The organism is Rhodothermales bacterium, assembly GCA_039944855.1.
GTDB lineage: Bacteria > Bacteroidota > Rhodothermia > Rhodothermales > JANQRZ01 > JBBSMX01.
This window is the reverse complement of record JBDUXZ010000011.1, coordinates 139,019-155,959: the sequence shown is the minus strand read 5'-3', so window position 1 is coordinate 155,959 and position 16,941 is coordinate 139,019. Positions and strand designations below refer to the sequence as shown.

Genomic DNA, 16,941 nt, shown 5'->3' with positions numbered 1-16,941 from the left:
CGGCCAGTTCGCCGACGTCACGAACGCCGGGCTCCTCCGGCTCACGACGGCCGCGACGAAGCAGATCGCCGGGAACGCGGCGGTCACGAACGAGGGGACGGCCGTGATGGCCGACCTCGGCAACCTCCAGTTCCTCGGCGGCAACAGCCTCTTCACCAACGCCGCCGGCGCTACGTTCGACCTCCAGAGCGACGCCGACTTCATCATCTTCAACGGCGGCAACAGCGTCTCCAACAGCGGCCTCTTCCAGAAGACGGGCGGCTCGGACGTGAGCCAGATCAGCCAGAGCAACCTCGCCTTCAACAACAACGCAGGCGGTGTCGTCAGCGCCGAGTCCGGGGTGATCGACGTCAACGGCGTCTTCGTCCACGCCGACGACGCGCTCATTCAGGGCACCGCTGAGATCGACTTCCTCGGCGCGACCCTCACCCACAACGGCGACACCGGCCCCGGCGTCTCGCCCGGTACGCTCGTGTGGGACGGCCCCTTCGCGCCGTCCGCGACTGCGATCCTCAACGTAGAGATCGGCGGCAACGGCGGCGCGGGCGCGGCCGACGGCCACGACCAGCTCCAGGTCACCGGCACCGCCACCCTCGACGGCATCCTCGACCTCGCGATCTTCGGCACACCCGATCCCGCGCTCGAAGTCGGCGATAGCTTCGTGATTCTGACGGCGAGTGCCGTCTCGGGCACGTTCGACGCCGTGCAGGAACCCACCGGCTACGACTTCTCGGTGACGTACAACGCCGACAACGTCGTCGTCACGATCACCGCCATCACCCCGGACAACGCCGACCCGGTGATCGCCAGCCTCGATGGCGAGGTCGAAGGCAGCGAGGGGGAGGTGCTCTCGTTCACCGCGAGCGCGAGCGACGACGATGAGGGCGATGCGCTCACCTACACCTACGACTTCGGCGACGGCGAGAGCCAGTCCGGCGTCGACCTCACGAGCGTCACGCACGTCTACGATGACGAGGGGGACTACGTCCTCACGCTCACCGTGGACGACGGCAACGGCGGGACCGACACCGCGACGCTCGAGGTGTTCGTCTCGAACGTGGATCCGACCATCACGAATCTCGACGGCGACACGGACGGCACCCAAGGCGATACGTTCGACTTCACCGCCGCCGCGAGTGACCCCGGCGCGGCCGACGTGCTCACCTACACCTACGATTTCGGCGACGGCACCCCGAATCAGTCCGGCGTCGACCTCACGAGCGTGAGCCACGTCTACACGACGGCCGGCACGTACACCCTCACGCTCACCGTCACGGACGGCGACGGCGGGAGCGACACGGCCACGCTCGGCGTCACCGTCAACGAGCCGGGCAACGAGCCGCCTGTCGCCGTGGACGACGACGCTGAGACCGACGAGGACACCGCCGTCGAGATCGACGTGCGTGCGAACGATTCCGATCCCGACGACGCCACGGTAGCGATCACGGCCGTCTCCGACCCGGCCAACGGCTCGGCGGAGATCGTCGAGTGCGCGCCGGGCACGGCGGCCGTGACCCTCCCGCTCACGGACCCTGCGGCGCCGACGGTGCCCGGCACCGCGCGAGGCCGCGCCGCGCTCGCCGTCACCGACGCTGCAGGGTCCGCGAGCGCCAGCGCATCCCTCGTCGGTGGGAATCAGTGCGTCGTCTACACCCCGGATGCGGACTTCAACGGGGTCGACACCTTCACCTACACCATCGACGATGGCAACGGCGGGACCGACAGCGCGACCGTCACCGTCACCGTGAACGCCGTCAACGACGACCCCGTCGCCGAAGACGACAGCTACGCCACGGGCGAGGGTATGACGCTCGTCGTCGACGCCCCCGGCGTGCTCGGCAACGACTCCGACGTGGACGGTGACGCCCTCACAGTCTCCCTCGTGGACGACGTGGACGATGGCACGCTCACGCTCGATCCCGACGGCTCGTTCACCTACGACCCCAGTCCCGGGTTCTTCGGGACGGACACGTTCACGTACCGGGCGAATGACGGGACCAGCGACTCCAACGTCGCTACCGTCACGATCACGGTGAACGAGGGCGACGATGACGTCCCGCCGGTGTGTGCGGGCTCGCTCGACGGCGGCACCTTCTTCGGCAGCGTCACCGACGTCGACAGCGGTGTGGCGAGCATCGTCCTCGACGGCGCGAGCATGAACCTCACGCTCGCAGTCAGTCCCTTCACCTCGGGCGATTCCCCCGTGGGCTTCACCGTCATGCTTTCCGATCCGACGGTGGACGGGAGCGGGAGCGTCGTCGGCACCGATGTCGCGGGGAACACCTGCTCCGTCGCGGTCGCGATCATGGGGCAGCCTGACGGCGACGGCGACGGCGTCCCGGACGCTGACGACAACTGCCCGGGCGTAGCGAACCCCGGCCAAGAAGACGCAGACGGCGACGGCCTCGGCGACGCCTGCGACGACGACGCCTGCCCGAGCACGTTGCTGATCTCGGACTTCGCCTCGACCGGTTCCGAGTTCGTCGAGATCAAGAACGTCGGTTCCACGACGATCGACTTCGCCACGGTAAACTGCTCGCTCGGCGCTACCTACACCACGGTCTACTTCGCTACGCCGGTCCAGGGCACGCTCGCCCCGGGCGCGACCGTGCAGGTCCCGACGAATGGCGTCCTCCGCAATACCTTCGGCGGGCTCGCGGTGGTCGACCGAGAGCCGCTGGCCGTAGGCGTCTCGATCCCGGCGGTCCAGCCCGACATCGTGACGTCGCTCGTGTACCTCGCGAACGGCGTGGTCTATGGATTCTTCCACATGGACGCGGCGACGCAGCAGCTCTACTGCGCCGAGTACGGCCCGTCGCGGCTGCACCCGTTCGCGCAGAGCCAGTGCGCGGCGGCGCGTGGAGCCGGTGCGGAGGCGCTGAACCACGAGGCGATGATCGCAGCGGCCGAAGCCGAGGTAGAGGCGGCGCGCATCGCGGCGCTCCCGACGGAGTTCGCGCTGCGGCCTGCGTACCCGAACCCGCTCGCGCAGCGAGCGACGCTGGGCGTGGAAGTGCCCGAGGACGCCGAGGTACGGGTGGTGGTCTACGACGTGCTGGGCCGGTCGGTGGCCGTGCTCATGGACGAGGCGGTGGAGGCAGGGCGGTACGAGGCCCTGCTCGACGCGGCGTCGCTGGCCTCGGGGACGTACCTCGTGCGGATGACGGCGGGCTCGTTCGTGACGACGCAGCGGCTGACGGTCGTCCGCTAACACGACGCGCTCGACGCTCCAACCGCGGCCCCGATCGGATGCACCCGGTCGGGGCCGCGGTGCGCCCGGGCGAGGCGGCAGAGTCCGGCGCCTTCGTCGTAACATCCGGCGAACCCAACCGCCGCGCCCGTGAACGTCGCCTGCATCGGCGGAGGCCCCGCCGGCCTCTTCCTCTCGATCCTCCTCAAACACCGCTGCCCGGACTGGCCCGTCGCCGTTTACGAGCAGAACCCGCGCGGCAACACGTTCGGCTGGGGCATCGTGTTCTCCGACGGGACGCTGGAGAACCTCCGCGCCGCCGACGCCGTCGTGGCGGACCGGACCGAGGCCAGCCTCGCGCACTGGGACGACATCGCCGTGCACTTCCGAGGCGAGACGCTGTGCTCGTCTGGCCATGGGTTCATCGGCGTCGGGCGGCACCGGTTTCTGGAGATCCTCGAAGCCCGCGCCGAAGCACTCGGCGTCGCGCTCCACTACGAGCACCGCGTCACCGACCTCGACGCACTCGGTGCCGATCTCGTCGTCGCGGCCGACGGCGTCAATAGTGTGGTTCGGAGCACGTTCGCCGGGCAGTTCGAGCCGACCGTTGAGCCGCAGCAGAACAGGTTCACGTGGCTCGGGACGCACCGCCCGTTCGAGGCGTTCACGTTCGACTTCCGCGAGACCGAGCACGGCTGGTTCCAGGCGCACTGCTACCAGTTCTCCGAAGACACGAGCACGTTCATCGTCGAGTGCCGCGAGGAGACGTGGCACGCCGCCGGGCTCGACCGGATGACGAAAGAGGAGGGCCTCGCCTTCTGCGAGCGCCTCTTCGCCGATACCCTCGGCGGGCACAGCCTCCTCGACAACAGCCCCCACCTCGACGGCCCGGCGATGTGGATCCGCTTCCCCAAAGTCACGAACGAGCGGTGGCACGCGGCGCTGCCCTCGGGCACGCCCGTCGTCCTCCTCGGCGACGCCGCCGCGACGGCGCACTTCTCCATCGGCAGCGGGACGAAGCTCGCCCTCGAAAGCGCGATCGCCCTCGCCGACAAATTGACGGAGGCGATGGTCCGGTCTGGACCCGTAGAGGCGCAGCATGCTGCGTCTGACAGAGCGCTCGCAGACGTACTCGAAGCCTACGAAGACGAGCGTCGTGTCGAAGTCCTCCGGCTGCAGAACGCGGCGCGCAACTCGACCGAGTGGTTCGAGAGCGTCGAGCGGCGCGGCGGGCTCGCGCCGGAGCAGTTCGCCTACAGCCTCCTCACGCGCAGCCAGCGCGTGAGCCACGAGAACCTCCGCCTCCGCGACCGGGCCAGTCTCGAAGCCTACGAGCGCTGGCTCGCCGAGGCCCTGACGGACGGCACCGTCGCCGAGGCCGTGCCGCCGATGTTCCTCCCGTTCCGGCTGCGCGACCTCACGCTTCCCAACCGCATCGCCGTCTCGCCGATGGCGATGTACTCGGCCGAGGACGGGCTCGTGACCGACTTCCACCTCGTCCACTTCGGCGCGCGAGCGCTCGGTGGGGCTGGACTGATTTTTACCGAGATGACGTGCGTTGCCCCCGACGCGCGGATCACGCCGGGCTGCGCCGGGCTCTGGACCGACGCACAGGCCGAGGCATGGCGCCGCGTCGTCGACTTCGTCCACACCAACTCGCCCGCAAAGGTCGCGCTCCAACTCGGCCACGCCGGGCGGAAGGGCTCGACGAAGCGGCCGTGGGAGGCCGGCGGACGCGACACCGCGCCGCTCCCTCACGGGTGGGACCTCGTCGCTCCCTCGCCGATCCCGTATGTCCCCACGATGCCCACGCCGCGCGCGATGGATCGGGCCGACATGGACCGTGTCCGCGACGAATTCGTCGCCGCCACGCGTCGGGGGATCGACGCCGGGTTCGACCTGCTCGAACTCCACTGCGCGCACGGCTACCTCTTGTCGTCGTTCATCTCGCCGCTCACGAACCAGCGGACGGACGAGTACGGTGGCTCGCTCCAGCGCCGGCTGCGCTACCCGCTCGAAGTCTTCGATGCCGTCCGCGCTGCGTGGCCCGAGGTGAAGCCGATGAGTGTCCGCATCTCGGCGCACGACTGGGTCGAGGGCGGGATCGGTCCGGACGACGCCGTCGAAATCGCCCGCCGCTTCGCCGAGCACGGTGCCGACGTGATCGACGTATCGAGCGGGCAGGTCTCGCCCGATCAGGCGCCCGTCTACGGCCGGATGTTCCAGACGCCCTTCGCCGAGCGCATCCGGCTCGAAGCCAACGTCGCCACGATGGCCGTGGGGAATATCTACGAGCCCGACCACGTCAACTCCATCATCGCCTCCGGCCGCGCCGACCTCTGCCTCCTCGCCCGCCCGCACCTCTCCGATCCGCAGTGGACGCTCCGCGCCGCCGCCGACCTCGGCTATACCGCCCAGTGGTGGCCGCCGCCGTACCTCTCCGGCAAGCGCCAGTTCGAGCGCCTCTTCGAGCGGCAACGGGCGGCGGAGGACTGAGACGAGGGGACAGGCTGCACGTCAGGGGATGAGCCGATACGGTCCGACTCGTCTCCCGACGTGCAGCCGCTCGCGTCAGCGCAGCAGGAGCACCTTCCGGCTCTGGGTCTCCCCGTTGACGTGCAGCCGCACGACGTAGACCCCTGTGCCGAGGCGTCGCCCGCTCCCGTCGCGGCCGTCCCACGCCAGCGTGCTCGCGCCCGCCGGGCGCACCGCGTCTACGAGGTGGGCGACGGGACGACCGAGGAGTTCGTAGACGGCGAGGGTGACGTGCGCGGGCTGTTCCAGCGTGTACGAGATCGTGGTGCCGACAGCGGCGGGGTTGGGGTAGGCCGGGTGCAGCGCCCCCATGCCCGACGGCGTAGCGCCCGGTTCGGCAGAGACGGCGAGGGGTGCCGTTGCGTAGCCGATGCTCGCGCTGTTGTTCTGCCACCCCTGGACCCACATGCGGTAGGTGTCTCCGTCGCGCAGGACGCTCGGGTAGACCAGGCCGCCGGGAGCCCACGCGGGGGCTTCGAAGACCGGGTTACCCGCATACTTCGTCCAGGTGATGCCGTCGGGCGAGGTGGCGTAGCCGATGTCCTGCTCGGAGCCGCGCCGCCCGGAATACCAGAGCTCATAGCCGGTACCGGTCGAGAGGACGTACGAAGAGAAGGCGTAGTTGGTGTCCCACGCGCCCGAGGGGCCGGGCTCCAGCACGGGGTCGCTGAACTGGTACGGTGGGTCTGTTGTCGCCGGGTCGTCATAGAGTGTCCACGTGATGCCGTCGGGCGACGTGGCGTAGCCGGTGCTGGCTCGGGTAGCGGGCGTGTTGCTGCATACGGTGCCGGTCCCGGAGAAGAACCACATCTTGAACAGGCCGTCCTCCTCGATCACGCTGCCGGGCGAGAGGAAGTCGACGTTCCATTCGCCGGCCGGGCCCCGTTCCATCACCGGAGCCGGTAGCCTCTCCCACGTGAGGCCGTCGGTGGATGTGGCGTAGCCGATGCTCCCGTCGTCGGGGCACCCGCTGCCGCTGTACCACATCCTGTACGTGTCGCCGTCCTTGATCACAACGGGGACCGACACCCCCGGTGCGTCCCACTCGCCGGGGCGGTCGGTCATCACCGGATTGCCCGGGTGCTTCGTCCAACCCACTCCATCCAGTGACCACGCATAGCCGATGGCGTAAGAAGAGGGATTGTTCAGGCTGGCTAGCCCGAAGTACCACATCTTGAGCGTATCACCGTCTTGGATGACGGTGGGGGCTATCAGGCCGCCCCGGTCCCACTCCCCGCTTGGGCCCGGCACGAGGATAGGGTTTGCCGGGTGTTGCGTCCAGTCGACCTGGGGATAGGCAGCGGGAGCCCAGGCTAGGGCAAGGACGCAGGCGGTGAGGGCGAAGCGATGACGTAGCGGCGTGTTCATAGTCCTACCTCCCATTGAGCGTGAGTTGGAGCGGTGAGTCGCGGCACGCCGGAGATCGGCGTGGGAACGATGAAGACCCAGAACGTGGGCTTGGAGCGATCTGCACGGGCGCGGTCTGCCGCGCTTCACCGCAGGTTTAGACCCGGTAACAAAACCTCATGCTGTCATTGCGAGGAGCGCCAGGGACTCGTCCCGTAGCGACGCGGCAATCTCATGTGGCCTGCTGGAATCGGGAGATTGCCGCGCTCCCGCTGGTCGCTCGCAATGACGTGAAGGGGTTTTGTTAGGGACTCTTAGCGCCCGAGGTACTTCACGACGGCCTCCGTGCGCGAGCGGACGTGGAGCTTATCGTAAACCTTACGGAGGTGGCTCCGCACCGTCTCCGGGCTGATGAACAGCGCCTCGGCGATCTCTTTGTAGCGGTAGCCCTGCGCGAGGTAGTGGAGCACCTCGCGCTCGCGCGGGGAGAGGTCCGCCTCCACCGGGGCCTCGGGGGCCGGTGCGTGGAACGAGTCCACCACCTTCCGCGCGATCGAGGCCGACATCGGCGCGCCGCCGCGGTGGACGTCGGCGAGGGCGTCGAGGAGTTGGTCCGGCGGCGTTCGCTTGAGGAGGTAGCCCGTGGCCCCAGCCTTGAGCGCGGCGAAGACCCGCTCGGCGTCGTCGTAGACCGTCAGCATCACGACGGGGAGTGTGGGATGGCGCTCCTTGAGGAGGGGCACGCCGTCGACGCCGGAGAGCAGCGGGAGGTGGATGTCCATCAGCATCACGTCGGCGGCCCCGTCGAACCGGGCGAGCATCTCCTCAACGCTCCCGAAGACCCCGGTGCAGACGAACCCCTCGGCGGCGTCGAGCACGGCGCACAGCCCGGCGCGGATGCCGGGGTCGTCTTCGACGAGGGTGACGCGGAGCGGGGCGGCGGACATGGCGGAGGGGACGGTGGAGAGCAAAGGTAGCAACGATGACGGCCGGAGCAGCGCTGAGTGGAGGCGCGGCCGGCCGCCCCCGCTACCCGGCCACCGTGTCCAGAATGTAGAGGGAAGTGATGCGCCATACGCCGTCCTCCTGCCGCTGCCATTGGAACGTGTGCACGCCGGTCCCTGCACCGAGCTTCCACCGGCCGGTCTGGAAGGCGGCGTCGCCGTGTTGCTCGCTGTGGAGCGGCCACAGCACGAGCGTCCCGGAGCCGGCCATCTGCTGCCGCGCCCACCCCATCACGGCGTCGGCCCCGACGAGCGGCTCCCGCCCGAGCAGGACCACGTCACCGGCCATCAGGCCCCGGACGGCCGCCTCGTCGTCGGTGGACCAGGCGACGGCGAAGTCCATCATCCGCTCGTCGGCGACAGGGAATGAGTCGGCGGCGGGTTGCGCGGCGGCGGAGCGGCCGGCGAAGAGGAGGGCGAGCAGAGCGGCGGTACGCATAGGATCAGGCAGAGCGGGTTGGTGGCGGGAGAAGCGGGGGGGGGGAGGCGAGCGGAACGGGTCAGGGCGTGCAGCGCGAGCCGCTGACGGTGCCGGGGTTCTCGGGGTCGTTGACGGTGCCGGTGAACGTCGCGCCGTCGGCCGCGAGCGTCGCGGTGGCGACATTGGCCGTCGGGCCGGCTGCCGTAGCGTAGATCGTGAGGGTGTTGCCGCTGACCGAGCCGGAGAGGTCGATCGTATCGCCGTCCACCGACGAGACGGCGAAGCCGCGGAGGCTCGCGTCCTGACGGACGAGGTTGAACGTGCCGTCGTCGTTAGCTGTGTCGTAGGCCCCGCAGTAGACGGCGACGACGGTGCCCTCGCCTTCGAGGAGCGCCGAGAACGAACCGGAGGTGCCGCCGGGGCCAGTCCACGTGCCGGAGAGGACACCGCCAGAGAGCGTCCCGGTGAAGGTGTAGCCGCCGCCTTCGAGCTGGAGCGCGCCCGCGTTGAACGAGCCGGTGAGGGGCGGGTGAGCCGAGCCGCTCACCGAGCGTTCCCCACCCCCGGCGAGCGCGAAGGAGCCGGAGGCGTCGCTGCCGTCGATGGTGACTTCGAGCACGCCACTGGTTTGCGCCCCGGCGAGGGTCCCGACGTAGGTGCCGGCGGTGCCGGCCGGCGGGTCCTCCTCTGTGCTGTCGCAGCCGACGGCGAAGGGGACGAGGAGGACGAGCAGGAGCAGCGTGCGGGATGCGGAGAGGGGGAGGAAGGAGGCCATGAGAGTGAGAGTTCGGTAAGCCCTGAGCGGGGCGAAGACGGAGGCGCACCGGGCGGCACGGAGCCTATCCCTGGTGCGTAGTCCAGCTTAGCCCGCATCTCGCATCCCCCGCTATCCCCCATTCGGGGGATTCTCACCCTCGCTCTCCACCCGCAGCGGCAACGTGATCCGCACGCGCGCACCCGCGCCCGGCGCGCTCTCGACCGCCAGTCGTCCCCCGGCGGCCTCGGCCCGCTGCTGCATCGTCTGGAGCCCGTTCGAGAAGACGTCCACCGCAGCCGGGTCGAACCCCGCTCCGTCGTCCTCGACCTCCACCGCCACCGTGTCTGCGTCGGAGAGGAAGCAGAGGCGGATGGTGGTGGCGCAGGCGTGGCGGGCGGCGTTGCAGAGGGCCTCTTTCACCACGACGAAGGCGGGGTAGCGGACCTCGGCCGAGAGCCGACCCTCGGGCCACGTTGTGGGTCGCTCGAAGCGGCAGCGCAGCCCGGCGGCCTCGCAGAACTCGGCGGCGTAAGCGCAGAGGTAGTCGGCGAAAGCGTCGAGCCCGTCGTGGGCGGGATTCACGGCCCACACGATGGCGTCGAGATCCTGCGTGGCGGCGCGGGCGGCGTCGGCGATCTTCGCAGTGTAGGCCGCGCTCCGGCCGTTGCGGCTGCGCCGGCTGAGTTCGGAGAGGAGTTGGATCCGTGTCAGCGTGGCCCCGACGTGGTCGTGGACGTCGGCGGAGATGCGGGCGCGCTCGGCCTGGAGCGCCCGCTCCGTAGCGCGCTCGGCTTCGAGCGCAGCCAGCCGCCGCCGGAGCCGCCGACCCGCGAGGTGGCGCGTCCCCCCGGCCACGACCCCGAGCACGAGGAGTCCACTGAGGGCGCGGAACCACCCCGTCAGCCAGAACGGCGGTGGAATCACGACCGCGAGCGCGCGCGGCGGCCCCCACACGCCGTCGGCGTTGGCGGCGCGGATGCGGAAGGTGTAGCGGCCGGGGGCGAGGTTCGTGTAGCGGGCCTCGCGCCGGTCCCTGGCGTCAACCCAGTCCGAGTCGACGCCTTCCATCCAGTAGGCGTGGGCGACACGGGCAGGGTCGGCGAGATCGAGCCCGGCGAACGTCAGCGCAAAGACGGCGTCACGTTGCCAGTCGAGGCGGAGGGCCCCCGGCTCCGCCTCCGAGGCCGCGTTGAGGTCGAGGCCGGGCTCGGCGGGCTCGTCAAACCGCTTGAACCCCGTGAATGCAACGGGAGGCCCGGCCCGATCGGCAGCGACGGAGGCGAGGGTGAAGGCGTTGAGCCCCGACACGCCGCCGGCGTAGAGCGTGCTCCCGCCGTGGCGGGACCCGCGGTTGTCGGCGCGGAAGGCGGCGTTTGTGTTGAACTCGTTGGACTGGAGGCCATCGGCGGGGGTATAGACGCGGAAGGTGGGCGTTGCGGCGCGGGGGTCGAAGTGGACCAGGCCACGGTTGGTGCCGGCCCAGAACCCGCCGACCTCGTCTTCCAGCAGGAAATAGACGAACGCGCTCGTCAGCCCGTCCCGCTCGTCGAACCGGCGGAGGGCGCCTCGTTCGAGGTCGAGGCGAACGAGGCCACGTTGCGTGCCGGCCCACAGCCGCCCCTGGCGGTCGAATGCCAGCGCCATGATCGTGCTGCCCAACTCGACCACCCGCTCGTAGTCCAGCACACCGTCCGTGGCCGACCGCTTCATTTCGATGAGCCGGCCCCCGTAGGTGCCCACCCACAGGCGTCCCCGACGGTCCTCGGCCAGCGCGCGGACGTCCGTCGTGAACACGCCCCCCGTGTCTCCCCGTCTCCCCACGGCGAGGGCGAAGGAGCCGTCGCGCCGCCGGTGCGAGAGCCCCGACCGCGTGCCCACCCACAGGGTCCCGTCGCGGGTCTCCAGCAGGCGGGTGACGGACGTAGACGCCAGGTAGGGGTTTGGCAGCGCGTGCCGGACGAACCCGCCGTGTCCGTCGTAGGCGGCGAGGCCGTCGGCCGTGCCGACCCAGAGGGTACCGGAGCGGTCGAGAAACAGGGCGCGGACGTCATCGTGGGGGAGGCTACGGGTGTCACCCTCGCGGTGGTGGAAGGCTTTCCAGGGGCCGGCGTCGGTGCCCGGCGCGCGGCGGCGGAGCCCGCTCAGGCCGCCTACCCACAGCGCTCCCGCCGCGTCTTCCGCAACGGACCGGACGAAGAGCTCCGGCGTGTCCTCCGGCCCGACCTGGACGAGATCGAACTTCGGTGGGCGAGAGTCGGCCCGGAGGAGGCCCCCGCCATCGGTCCCCACCCATACGATCCCACTCCGATCCGCCAGGAGCGAAGCCACAAGCGGGATCGTCCCTCCGGGCTGGAACCGCTCGACGCGCCCGGTCGCGGCCTCCACCCGGCTCAGCCCCCCCTCGGAGGCGGTGGTCCCTGCCCAGACCCACCCGTCGTCGCTTTCCGCAAGCGCCATGGCCCCGTGCCCGACCTGCACCGCCGCGAAGGTCTCGGCCCCGGCGGCCCAGTGGAAAAGGTGCTGGTCGGTACCGGCCCACAGGCCGCCGTTCCGGTCCGCAAGGACGGCCAACACCGGAACCCCGTCGAGCCCGGGCGGGAGGGCGGGGGGGACGGCTAACGAATCGCCGTCGAGTCGGCGCAGGCCGGCGCTCGTTCCGGCCCAGACCGTGCCGCTCCATTCGGCTACGGCCCGTATCACCCAGGGACCGTCGGCGGCGGCGACGAACCGGCCCGTGCTCGGGTCGAGGGCATAGAGACCGGCACCGGTGCCGATCCACACACCCCCGGTACGGCGCGGCGCCAGCGTGTTAGGCATCCACCCGGTGGCGGGCGTGCCGTACCGTGAGACGTGGCCCGTCCGGGCGTCGAGGTGGTCGATGCCTGCGCCCGTGAGCAGCCACAGCCCCCCGTCGGCGTCCGGGAGGAGCGCGCCAACGCGGTGGTGCGAGGGCGACCGCGTGTCGCCGGGGATGTGACGAAAGACGACGAAGTCGTGGCCGTCGAAGCGGTTGAGCCCGTCGTGGGTGCCGATCCAGAGGAAGCCGCGCGCGTCGCGGGCGAGAGCGTACACGCTGCTCTGCGAGAGCCCGTCGCCGACGCCGAACGTTGTAAAGCGCACGGCCTCCTCCGGTCTCGGCTGTGCCGCCCCAGCGGACGCGAAGGCGAGGAGGGCGAGCGCCACGGACGCTATGGATCGGAACGCTCGGAGCATAGGAGAGCGTCAAGCCGGCAGGCGCGCTGGCAGGCGCGATAGGGTTAGGAGGACAGCGGGTAGGCTTGGGGCCGCACCAGCCTCGGAGGCGTGAGCTACGCACTCTCCCTTCTGACACCGGAACGTAGGTAACTAAATGGAAAGAAGCTACAGTTCGCTTCCTGTTCGGCCGCTCGCATGCGCGCTCACCAGCCTCCCGCGCGCCCGACGCTCTAGCCGCGGGGAGGTGGCGACCACGACAGCGGTGGGTGCGTACTATTCCACAACGCAGAAGGGCGCGGAGCGATAAGTTTGAGAACCCTGCCTGCCCTGCCTTTGCCGCGCCATGGACCCCTACGCCTACACCCCCGAGCATTTCCTGTGGTCGTTCGAAGACCGCGTCGCGACCGTCACGCTCAACCGGCCGGAGAAGAAGAACCCGCTGACGTTCGAGAGCTACGCCGAACTCCGCGACCTCTTCCGCGCCCTCGTCTACGCCGACGACGTGAAAGCCGTCGTCCTCACCGGTGCGGGTGGCGACTTCTCGTCCGGCGGCGACGTGCACGAGATCATCGGGCCGCTGACGGAGATGGCCATGCCCGAGCTCCTCCGGTTCACGCGGATGACGGGCGACCTCGTCAAAGCGATCCGCGGGTGCCCGCAGCCCGTCGTCGCGGCCGTCGACGGGATCTGCGTCGGCGCGGGGGCGATCATGGCGATGGCCTCCGACCTCCGTATCGGGACGCCGGAGAGCAAGGTGGCGTTTCTGTTCACGCGCGTCGGGCTTGCCGGGTGCGACATGGGCGCGTGCGCCATCCTCCCCCGGATCATCGGGCAGGGCCGCGCCGCCGAACTCCTCTACACCGGCCGCTCGATGCGCGGCGACGAGGCCGAGCGGTGGGGCTTCTACAACCGGCTCGTCAAGCCCGATGCTCTCCTCGATACAGCGCACGGGCTTGCGCACGACCTCGCGCACGGCCCGACGTTCGCCCACATGATGACGAAGACGATGCTCGATCAGGAGTGGAGCATGGGCGTCGAGCAGGCGGTGGAAGCGGAGGCGCAGGCGCAGGCGATCTGCATGCAGACGCGCGACTTCGAACGCGCCTACCGCGCCTTCGTCAACAAGGAGAAGCCCGTCTTCGAGGGCGATTGATGGCCGCGCCCGCCCATCTCGCCTGGCCGTTCTTCGACGCCACGCACCGCGCGCTCGCGCGCGACCTCGGTGCGTGGGCGGCGGAGCACGTCGCGGAAGACGAGTCGGAGGATGTCGGGGCGACGTGTCGCGAGAGCGTCCGCGCGCTCGGCGACGCCGGGTGGCTGACGCTCTGCGTGCCTGCGCCCGCCGGTCGCCACGAGCGGCTCGACGTGCGGAGCCTGTGCATCGCCCGCGAGACGCTCGGCTACCACTCCGCCCTCGCTGACTTCGCGTTCGCGATGCAGGGGCTCGGGAGCGGCCCGATCTCGCTCTTCGGCACCGAGGCGCAGCGCGGCCGCTGGCTTCCCGCCGTCGCGCGCGGCGAAGCGGTCGCTGCGTTCGCGCTCTCCGAAGCCGCCGCCGGGTCCGACGCCGCCGCGCTCGCCACGACGGCCACGCCGGACGGCGGCGGGTTCGTGCTCGACGGCGAGAAGACGTGGATCTCGAACGCGGGGCTGGCGGACTTTTACGTCGTGTTCGCCCGAACCTCAGACGGGCCGCGCGGCCTCAGCGCGTTCGTCGTTCCGGCCGATACGCCGGGGTTGACGGTGACGGGACAGATCCCGACGGCCTCGCCGCACCCGCTCGGCACGCTCCGTTTCACCGACTGCCGCGTGCCGCACGCCGCGCTCCTCGGCGACCCGGGGCAGGGGATGCGAATCGCCCTCACCACGCTCGACGTGTTCCGCTCGACGGTCGGGGCCGCCGCCGTCGGCTTCGCCCGCCGCGCGCTCGACGAGACGCTCCGCCACGTCCGCCGCCGCGAGGTCTTCGGCGGGACGCTCGCCGATCTCCCCGTCGTGCAGCAGAAGCTCGCCGAGATGGCGACGGAGGTCGACGCGAGCGCCCTCATGGTCTACCGGGCCGCCCACGCGAAAGACGCCGGGGCGGAGCGCGTGACGAAGGAAGCAGCGATGGCGAAGGCCTATGCCACCGAGGCTGCGCAGCGTGTGATCGACACGGCCGTCCAACTCCACGGCGGGCAGGGCGTCACGACGGGCTCCGTCGTCGAGCGGCTCTACCGCGACATCCGCCCGCTGCGTATCTACGAGGGCGCGACCGAAATCCAGCACCTCGTCATCGCCCGCCAGCTACTGAAAGAGGCCGAGTGATGTCCTTCCACCGTGTCATCCTGAGCGGAGGCCCGGAGGGCCGGAGCCGAAGGATCTGTCGCGGCACGTCGCGCAGATCGAGCATGCGGGTACCCGTAAAGATCCTTCGACTGCGTTCGCTGCGCTCCCTTCGCTCAGGATGACAGACTCTGCGTTTATGCGATTCCTCCAGCCCCCGGACTGGCTCCCGCCGAAAGGCTACGCGAACGGCGTCCTCGTCGATGGCCCGGTCCTGTTCGTCGCCGGGCAGATCGGGTGGGATGGCCAGCAGCGCCTCATTTCCGACGACTTCGCCGAGCAGACGCGGCAGGCGTTGGAGAACATCGCCGCCGTGCTGCGCGAGGGCGGAGCACGGCCGGAGCACGTCGCCCGGATGACGTGGTACGTCACAGACAAGCAGGCCTACCTCGCCGCGCAGCGCGCTATCGGAGCTGCCTACCGCGTCGTCTTCGGCGATCACTATCCCGCGATGACCCTCGTCGAAGTCGCCGACTTGCTGGAGCCGGGCGCGCTCGTCGAGATCGAAGCCACCGCCGTCCTCCCACGAGTTGAGTCATGACCGAGCCGAGCGCCCACACCGACACGTTCGCCCGCGACCACCTCCCGCCGCGCGAGCTGTGGCCCGACCTCCTGCTCGACGGCGACTTCGCGTACCCGCCGCGCCTCAACTGCGCCGTCGAGTTGCTGGACGGAACCACCGCCGCCGGGCACGGCGAGCGCGTGCTGTTCCACACCGCCGACGGGACGCAGACCTATCGGGAGTTCGCAGCCGACGTGAACCGGATCGCGCACGTGCTGGTCGACACCGGGCTCGTGCCCGGCAACCGCGTGCTCCTGCGCGGCCCGAACACGCCCCGCCTCGCGGCGTGCTGGTTCGCCGTCGTCAAAGCCGGCGGGATCTGCGTGACGACGATGCCCCTCCTCCGCGCGTACGAGCTGACGTACACCGTCGATAAAGCCCACGTGAGCCACGCGCTCTGCGACGCTCGCTTCCGCGACGAGCTGGAGAAGACGCAGGCGCAGACTGATCTCCTCACCTCGACCCTCTATTTCTACACCGACGACGCGGACGGGCTCGAAGCGCGCATGGCCTCGATGCCCGAGACGTTCGACGCCGTCGATACGGCGGCCGACGACGTCGTGCTCATCGCGTTCACGAGCGGGACGACGGGGCAGGCGAAGGCGACCGCCCACTTCCACCGCGACGTGCTCGCGATCTGCGACGCTTTCCCGAAATCGTGCCTCGCCGTGTCCTCTGGCGACGTGTTCACCGGCTCGCCGCCGCTCGCGTTCACCTTCGGGCTCGGCGGCGACCTCCTGTTCCCGATGCGGATCGGCGCGTCGTGCGCGCTCATCGAGAAGCCGAGCGTCGAGTCGGTCCTCCAGACGATCCACGACCACGGCGCGACGGTCTGCTTCACCTCGCCGACGGCGTATCGCGCGATGCTCGGCCGGCTCGACGAGTTCGACCTCTCCAGCCTCCGGCAGTGCATCTCGGCCGGCGAGCCGCTCCCCGCGCCGACGTTCCACGCCTGGCACGAGGCGACGGGCCTGAAGATCATCGACGGCATCGGCTCGACGGAGATGCTGCACATCTTTATCTCTGCGCCCGAAGCCGCCCTCAAGCCCGGCACCACCGGCAAGCCGATCCCCGGCTACGAGGCCAAAGTCGTGGACCGCGACGGGAACGAGGTCGCGCCCGGCACGGTCGGGCTCCTCGCCGTGCGCGGCCCGACGGGCTGCCGCTACCTCGACGACGCAGCGCGCCAGCGCGCTTACGTCCGCGACGGCTGGAACTACCCCGGCGACGCCTACATCATGGACGCCGACGGCTACTTCCACTACCAAGCCCGCACCGACGACATGATCGTCTCATCGGGCTACAACATCTCCGGGTTGCAGGTCGAGAGCGCCCTCCTCAAGCACGACGCCGTCGCTGAGTGCGGCGTCGTCGGCGTGCCGGACGAGGCGCGCGGGCAGATCGTCAAAGCGTTCGTCGTGCTGCGCGAGGGGTTCGCGCCGGGCGACGACCTCGCGAAGGCGTTGCAGGACTTCGTAAAGGCCGAAATCGCGCCGTACAAATACCCCCGTGCGGTGGCGTTCGTCGACGCCCTCCCGCGCACGCAGACGGGCAAGCTCCAACGCTTCCGGCTGCGTGAGCAGGACGCGTGACGCTTGGTCCGCG

11 protein-coding genes are annotated in these 16,941 nt (G+C 70.2%); 6 read left to right on the top strand and 5 right to left on the bottom strand.

All coding sequences use genetic code 11. The features are described from left to right. The coding region (locus ABJF88_06680; protein MEP0546599.1) for a tandem-95 repeat protein at window positions 1-3,211 on the top strand (3,211 nt) is incomplete at its 5' end. Between the two features lie 129 nt (window positions 3,212-3,340). Continuing rightward, complete coding sequence (locus tag ABJF88_06675; protein MEP0546598.1) at window positions 3,341-5,686, top strand: bifunctional salicylyl-CoA 5-hydroxylase/oxidoreductase; 2,346 nt, start codon at window positions 3,341-3,343, stop codon at window positions 5,684-5,686. 75 nt (window positions 5,687-5,761) lie between these two features. On the opposite strand, the gene ABJF88_06670 is transcribed toward ABJF88_06675, so the two are convergent. The 5 genes from ABJF88_06670 to ABJF88_06650 form a co-directional block, all read right to left on the bottom strand. Further along, on the bottom strand, window positions 5,762-6,976 hold the full coding sequence (locus ABJF88_06670; protein ID MEP0546597.1) for a T9SS type A sorting domain-containing protein: 1,215 nt from the start codon (window positions 6,974-6,976) through the stop codon (window positions 5,762-5,764). 410 nt (window positions 6,977-7,386) lie between these two features. Next, window positions 7,387-8,019 (bottom strand): response regulator transcription factor, encoded by a 633-nt coding sequence (locus ABJF88_06665; protein MEP0546596.1) that lies wholly within the window; start codon window positions 8,017-8,019, stop codon window positions 7,387-7,389. Window positions 8,020-8,101: 82 nt separating this feature from the next. Further along, complete coding sequence (locus ABJF88_06660; GenBank protein ID MEP0546595.1) at window positions 8,102-8,515, bottom strand: hypothetical protein; 414 nt, start codon at window positions 8,513-8,515, stop codon at window positions 8,102-8,104. Between the two features lie 61 nt (window positions 8,516-8,576). Beyond that, window positions 8,577-9,272 carry a hypothetical protein gene (locus ABJF88_06655; protein MEP0546594.1) on the bottom strand — a complete coding sequence of 232 codons (696 nt, stop codon included), beginning with the start codon at window positions 9,270-9,272 and terminating at the stop codon, window positions 8,577-8,579. Window positions 9,273-9,383: 111 nt separating this feature from the next. After that, the gene (locus ABJF88_06650) at window positions 9,384-12,437 is read right to left on the bottom strand and encodes a two-component regulator propeller domain-containing protein (protein MEP0546593.1); all 3,054 of its coding nucleotides are present in this window, start codon (window positions 12,435-12,437) and stop codon (window positions 9,384-9,386) included. 355 nt (window positions 12,438-12,792) lie between these two features. Here ABJF88_06650 and ABJF88_06645 point away from each other — a divergent pair, with 355 nt between their 5' ends. From ABJF88_06645 to ABJF88_06630, 4 genes are all read left to right on the top strand, one after another. Further along, the gene (locus tag ABJF88_06645; protein ID MEP0546592.1) at window positions 12,793-13,602 is read left to right on the top strand and encodes an enoyl-CoA hydratase family protein; all 810 of its coding nucleotides are present in this window, start codon (window positions 12,793-12,795) and stop codon (window positions 13,600-13,602) included. Next, window positions 13,602-14,756, top strand: coding sequence for an acyl-CoA dehydrogenase family protein (locus ABJF88_06640; GenBank protein ID MEP0546591.1), 1,155 nt, complete (start codon window positions 13,602-13,604; stop codon window positions 14,754-14,756). Before ABJF88_06645 ends, ABJF88_06640 begins: the two co-directional genes overlap by 1 nt. A 157-nt stretch (window positions 14,757-14,913) precedes the next feature. Further along, window positions 14,914-15,315, top strand: a complete 402-nt coding sequence (locus tag ABJF88_06635; protein MEP0546590.1) for a RidA family protein — start codon at window positions 14,914-14,916, stop codon at window positions 15,313-15,315. Continuing rightward, window positions 15,312-16,928 carry an AMP-binding protein gene (locus ABJF88_06630; protein ID MEP0546589.1) on the top strand — a complete coding sequence of 539 codons (1,617 nt, stop codon included), beginning with the start codon at window positions 15,312-15,314 and terminating at the stop codon, window positions 16,926-16,928. Before ABJF88_06635 ends, ABJF88_06630 begins: the two co-directional genes overlap by 4 nt. Window positions 16,929-16,941 lie beyond the last annotated feature (13 nt).

What these genes read in the sequence shown, in the direction of transcription:
- ABJF88_06665 (MEP0546596.1), bottom strand. Translation starts at nt 8,019, where the DNA reads ATGTCCGCCGCCCCGCTCCGCGTCACCCTCGTCGAAGACGACCCCGGC.
- ABJF88_06660 (MEP0546595.1), bottom strand. Translation starts at nt 8,515, where the DNA reads ATGCGTACCGCCGCTCTGCTCGCCCTCCTCTTCGCCGGCCGCTCCGCC.
- ABJF88_06655 (MEP0546594.1), bottom strand. Translation starts at nt 9,272, where the DNA reads ATGGCCTCCTTCCTCCCCCTCTCCGCATCCCGCACGCTGCTCCTGCTC.
- ABJF88_06645 (MEP0546592.1), top strand. Translation starts at nt 12,793, where the DNA reads ATGGACCCCTACGCCTACACCCCCGAGCATTTCCTGTGGTCGTTCGAA.
- ABJF88_06640 (MEP0546591.1), top strand. Translation starts at nt 13,602, where the DNA reads ATGGCCGCGCCCGCCCATCTCGCCTGGCCGTTCTTCGACGCCACGCAC.
- ABJF88_06635 (MEP0546590.1), top strand. Translation starts at nt 14,914, where the DNA reads ATGCGATTCCTCCAGCCCCCGGACTGGCTCCCGCCGAAAGGCTACGCG.
- ABJF88_06630 (MEP0546589.1), top strand. Translation starts at nt 15,312, where the DNA reads ATGACCGAGCCGAGCGCCCACACCGACACGTTCGCCCGCGACCACCTC.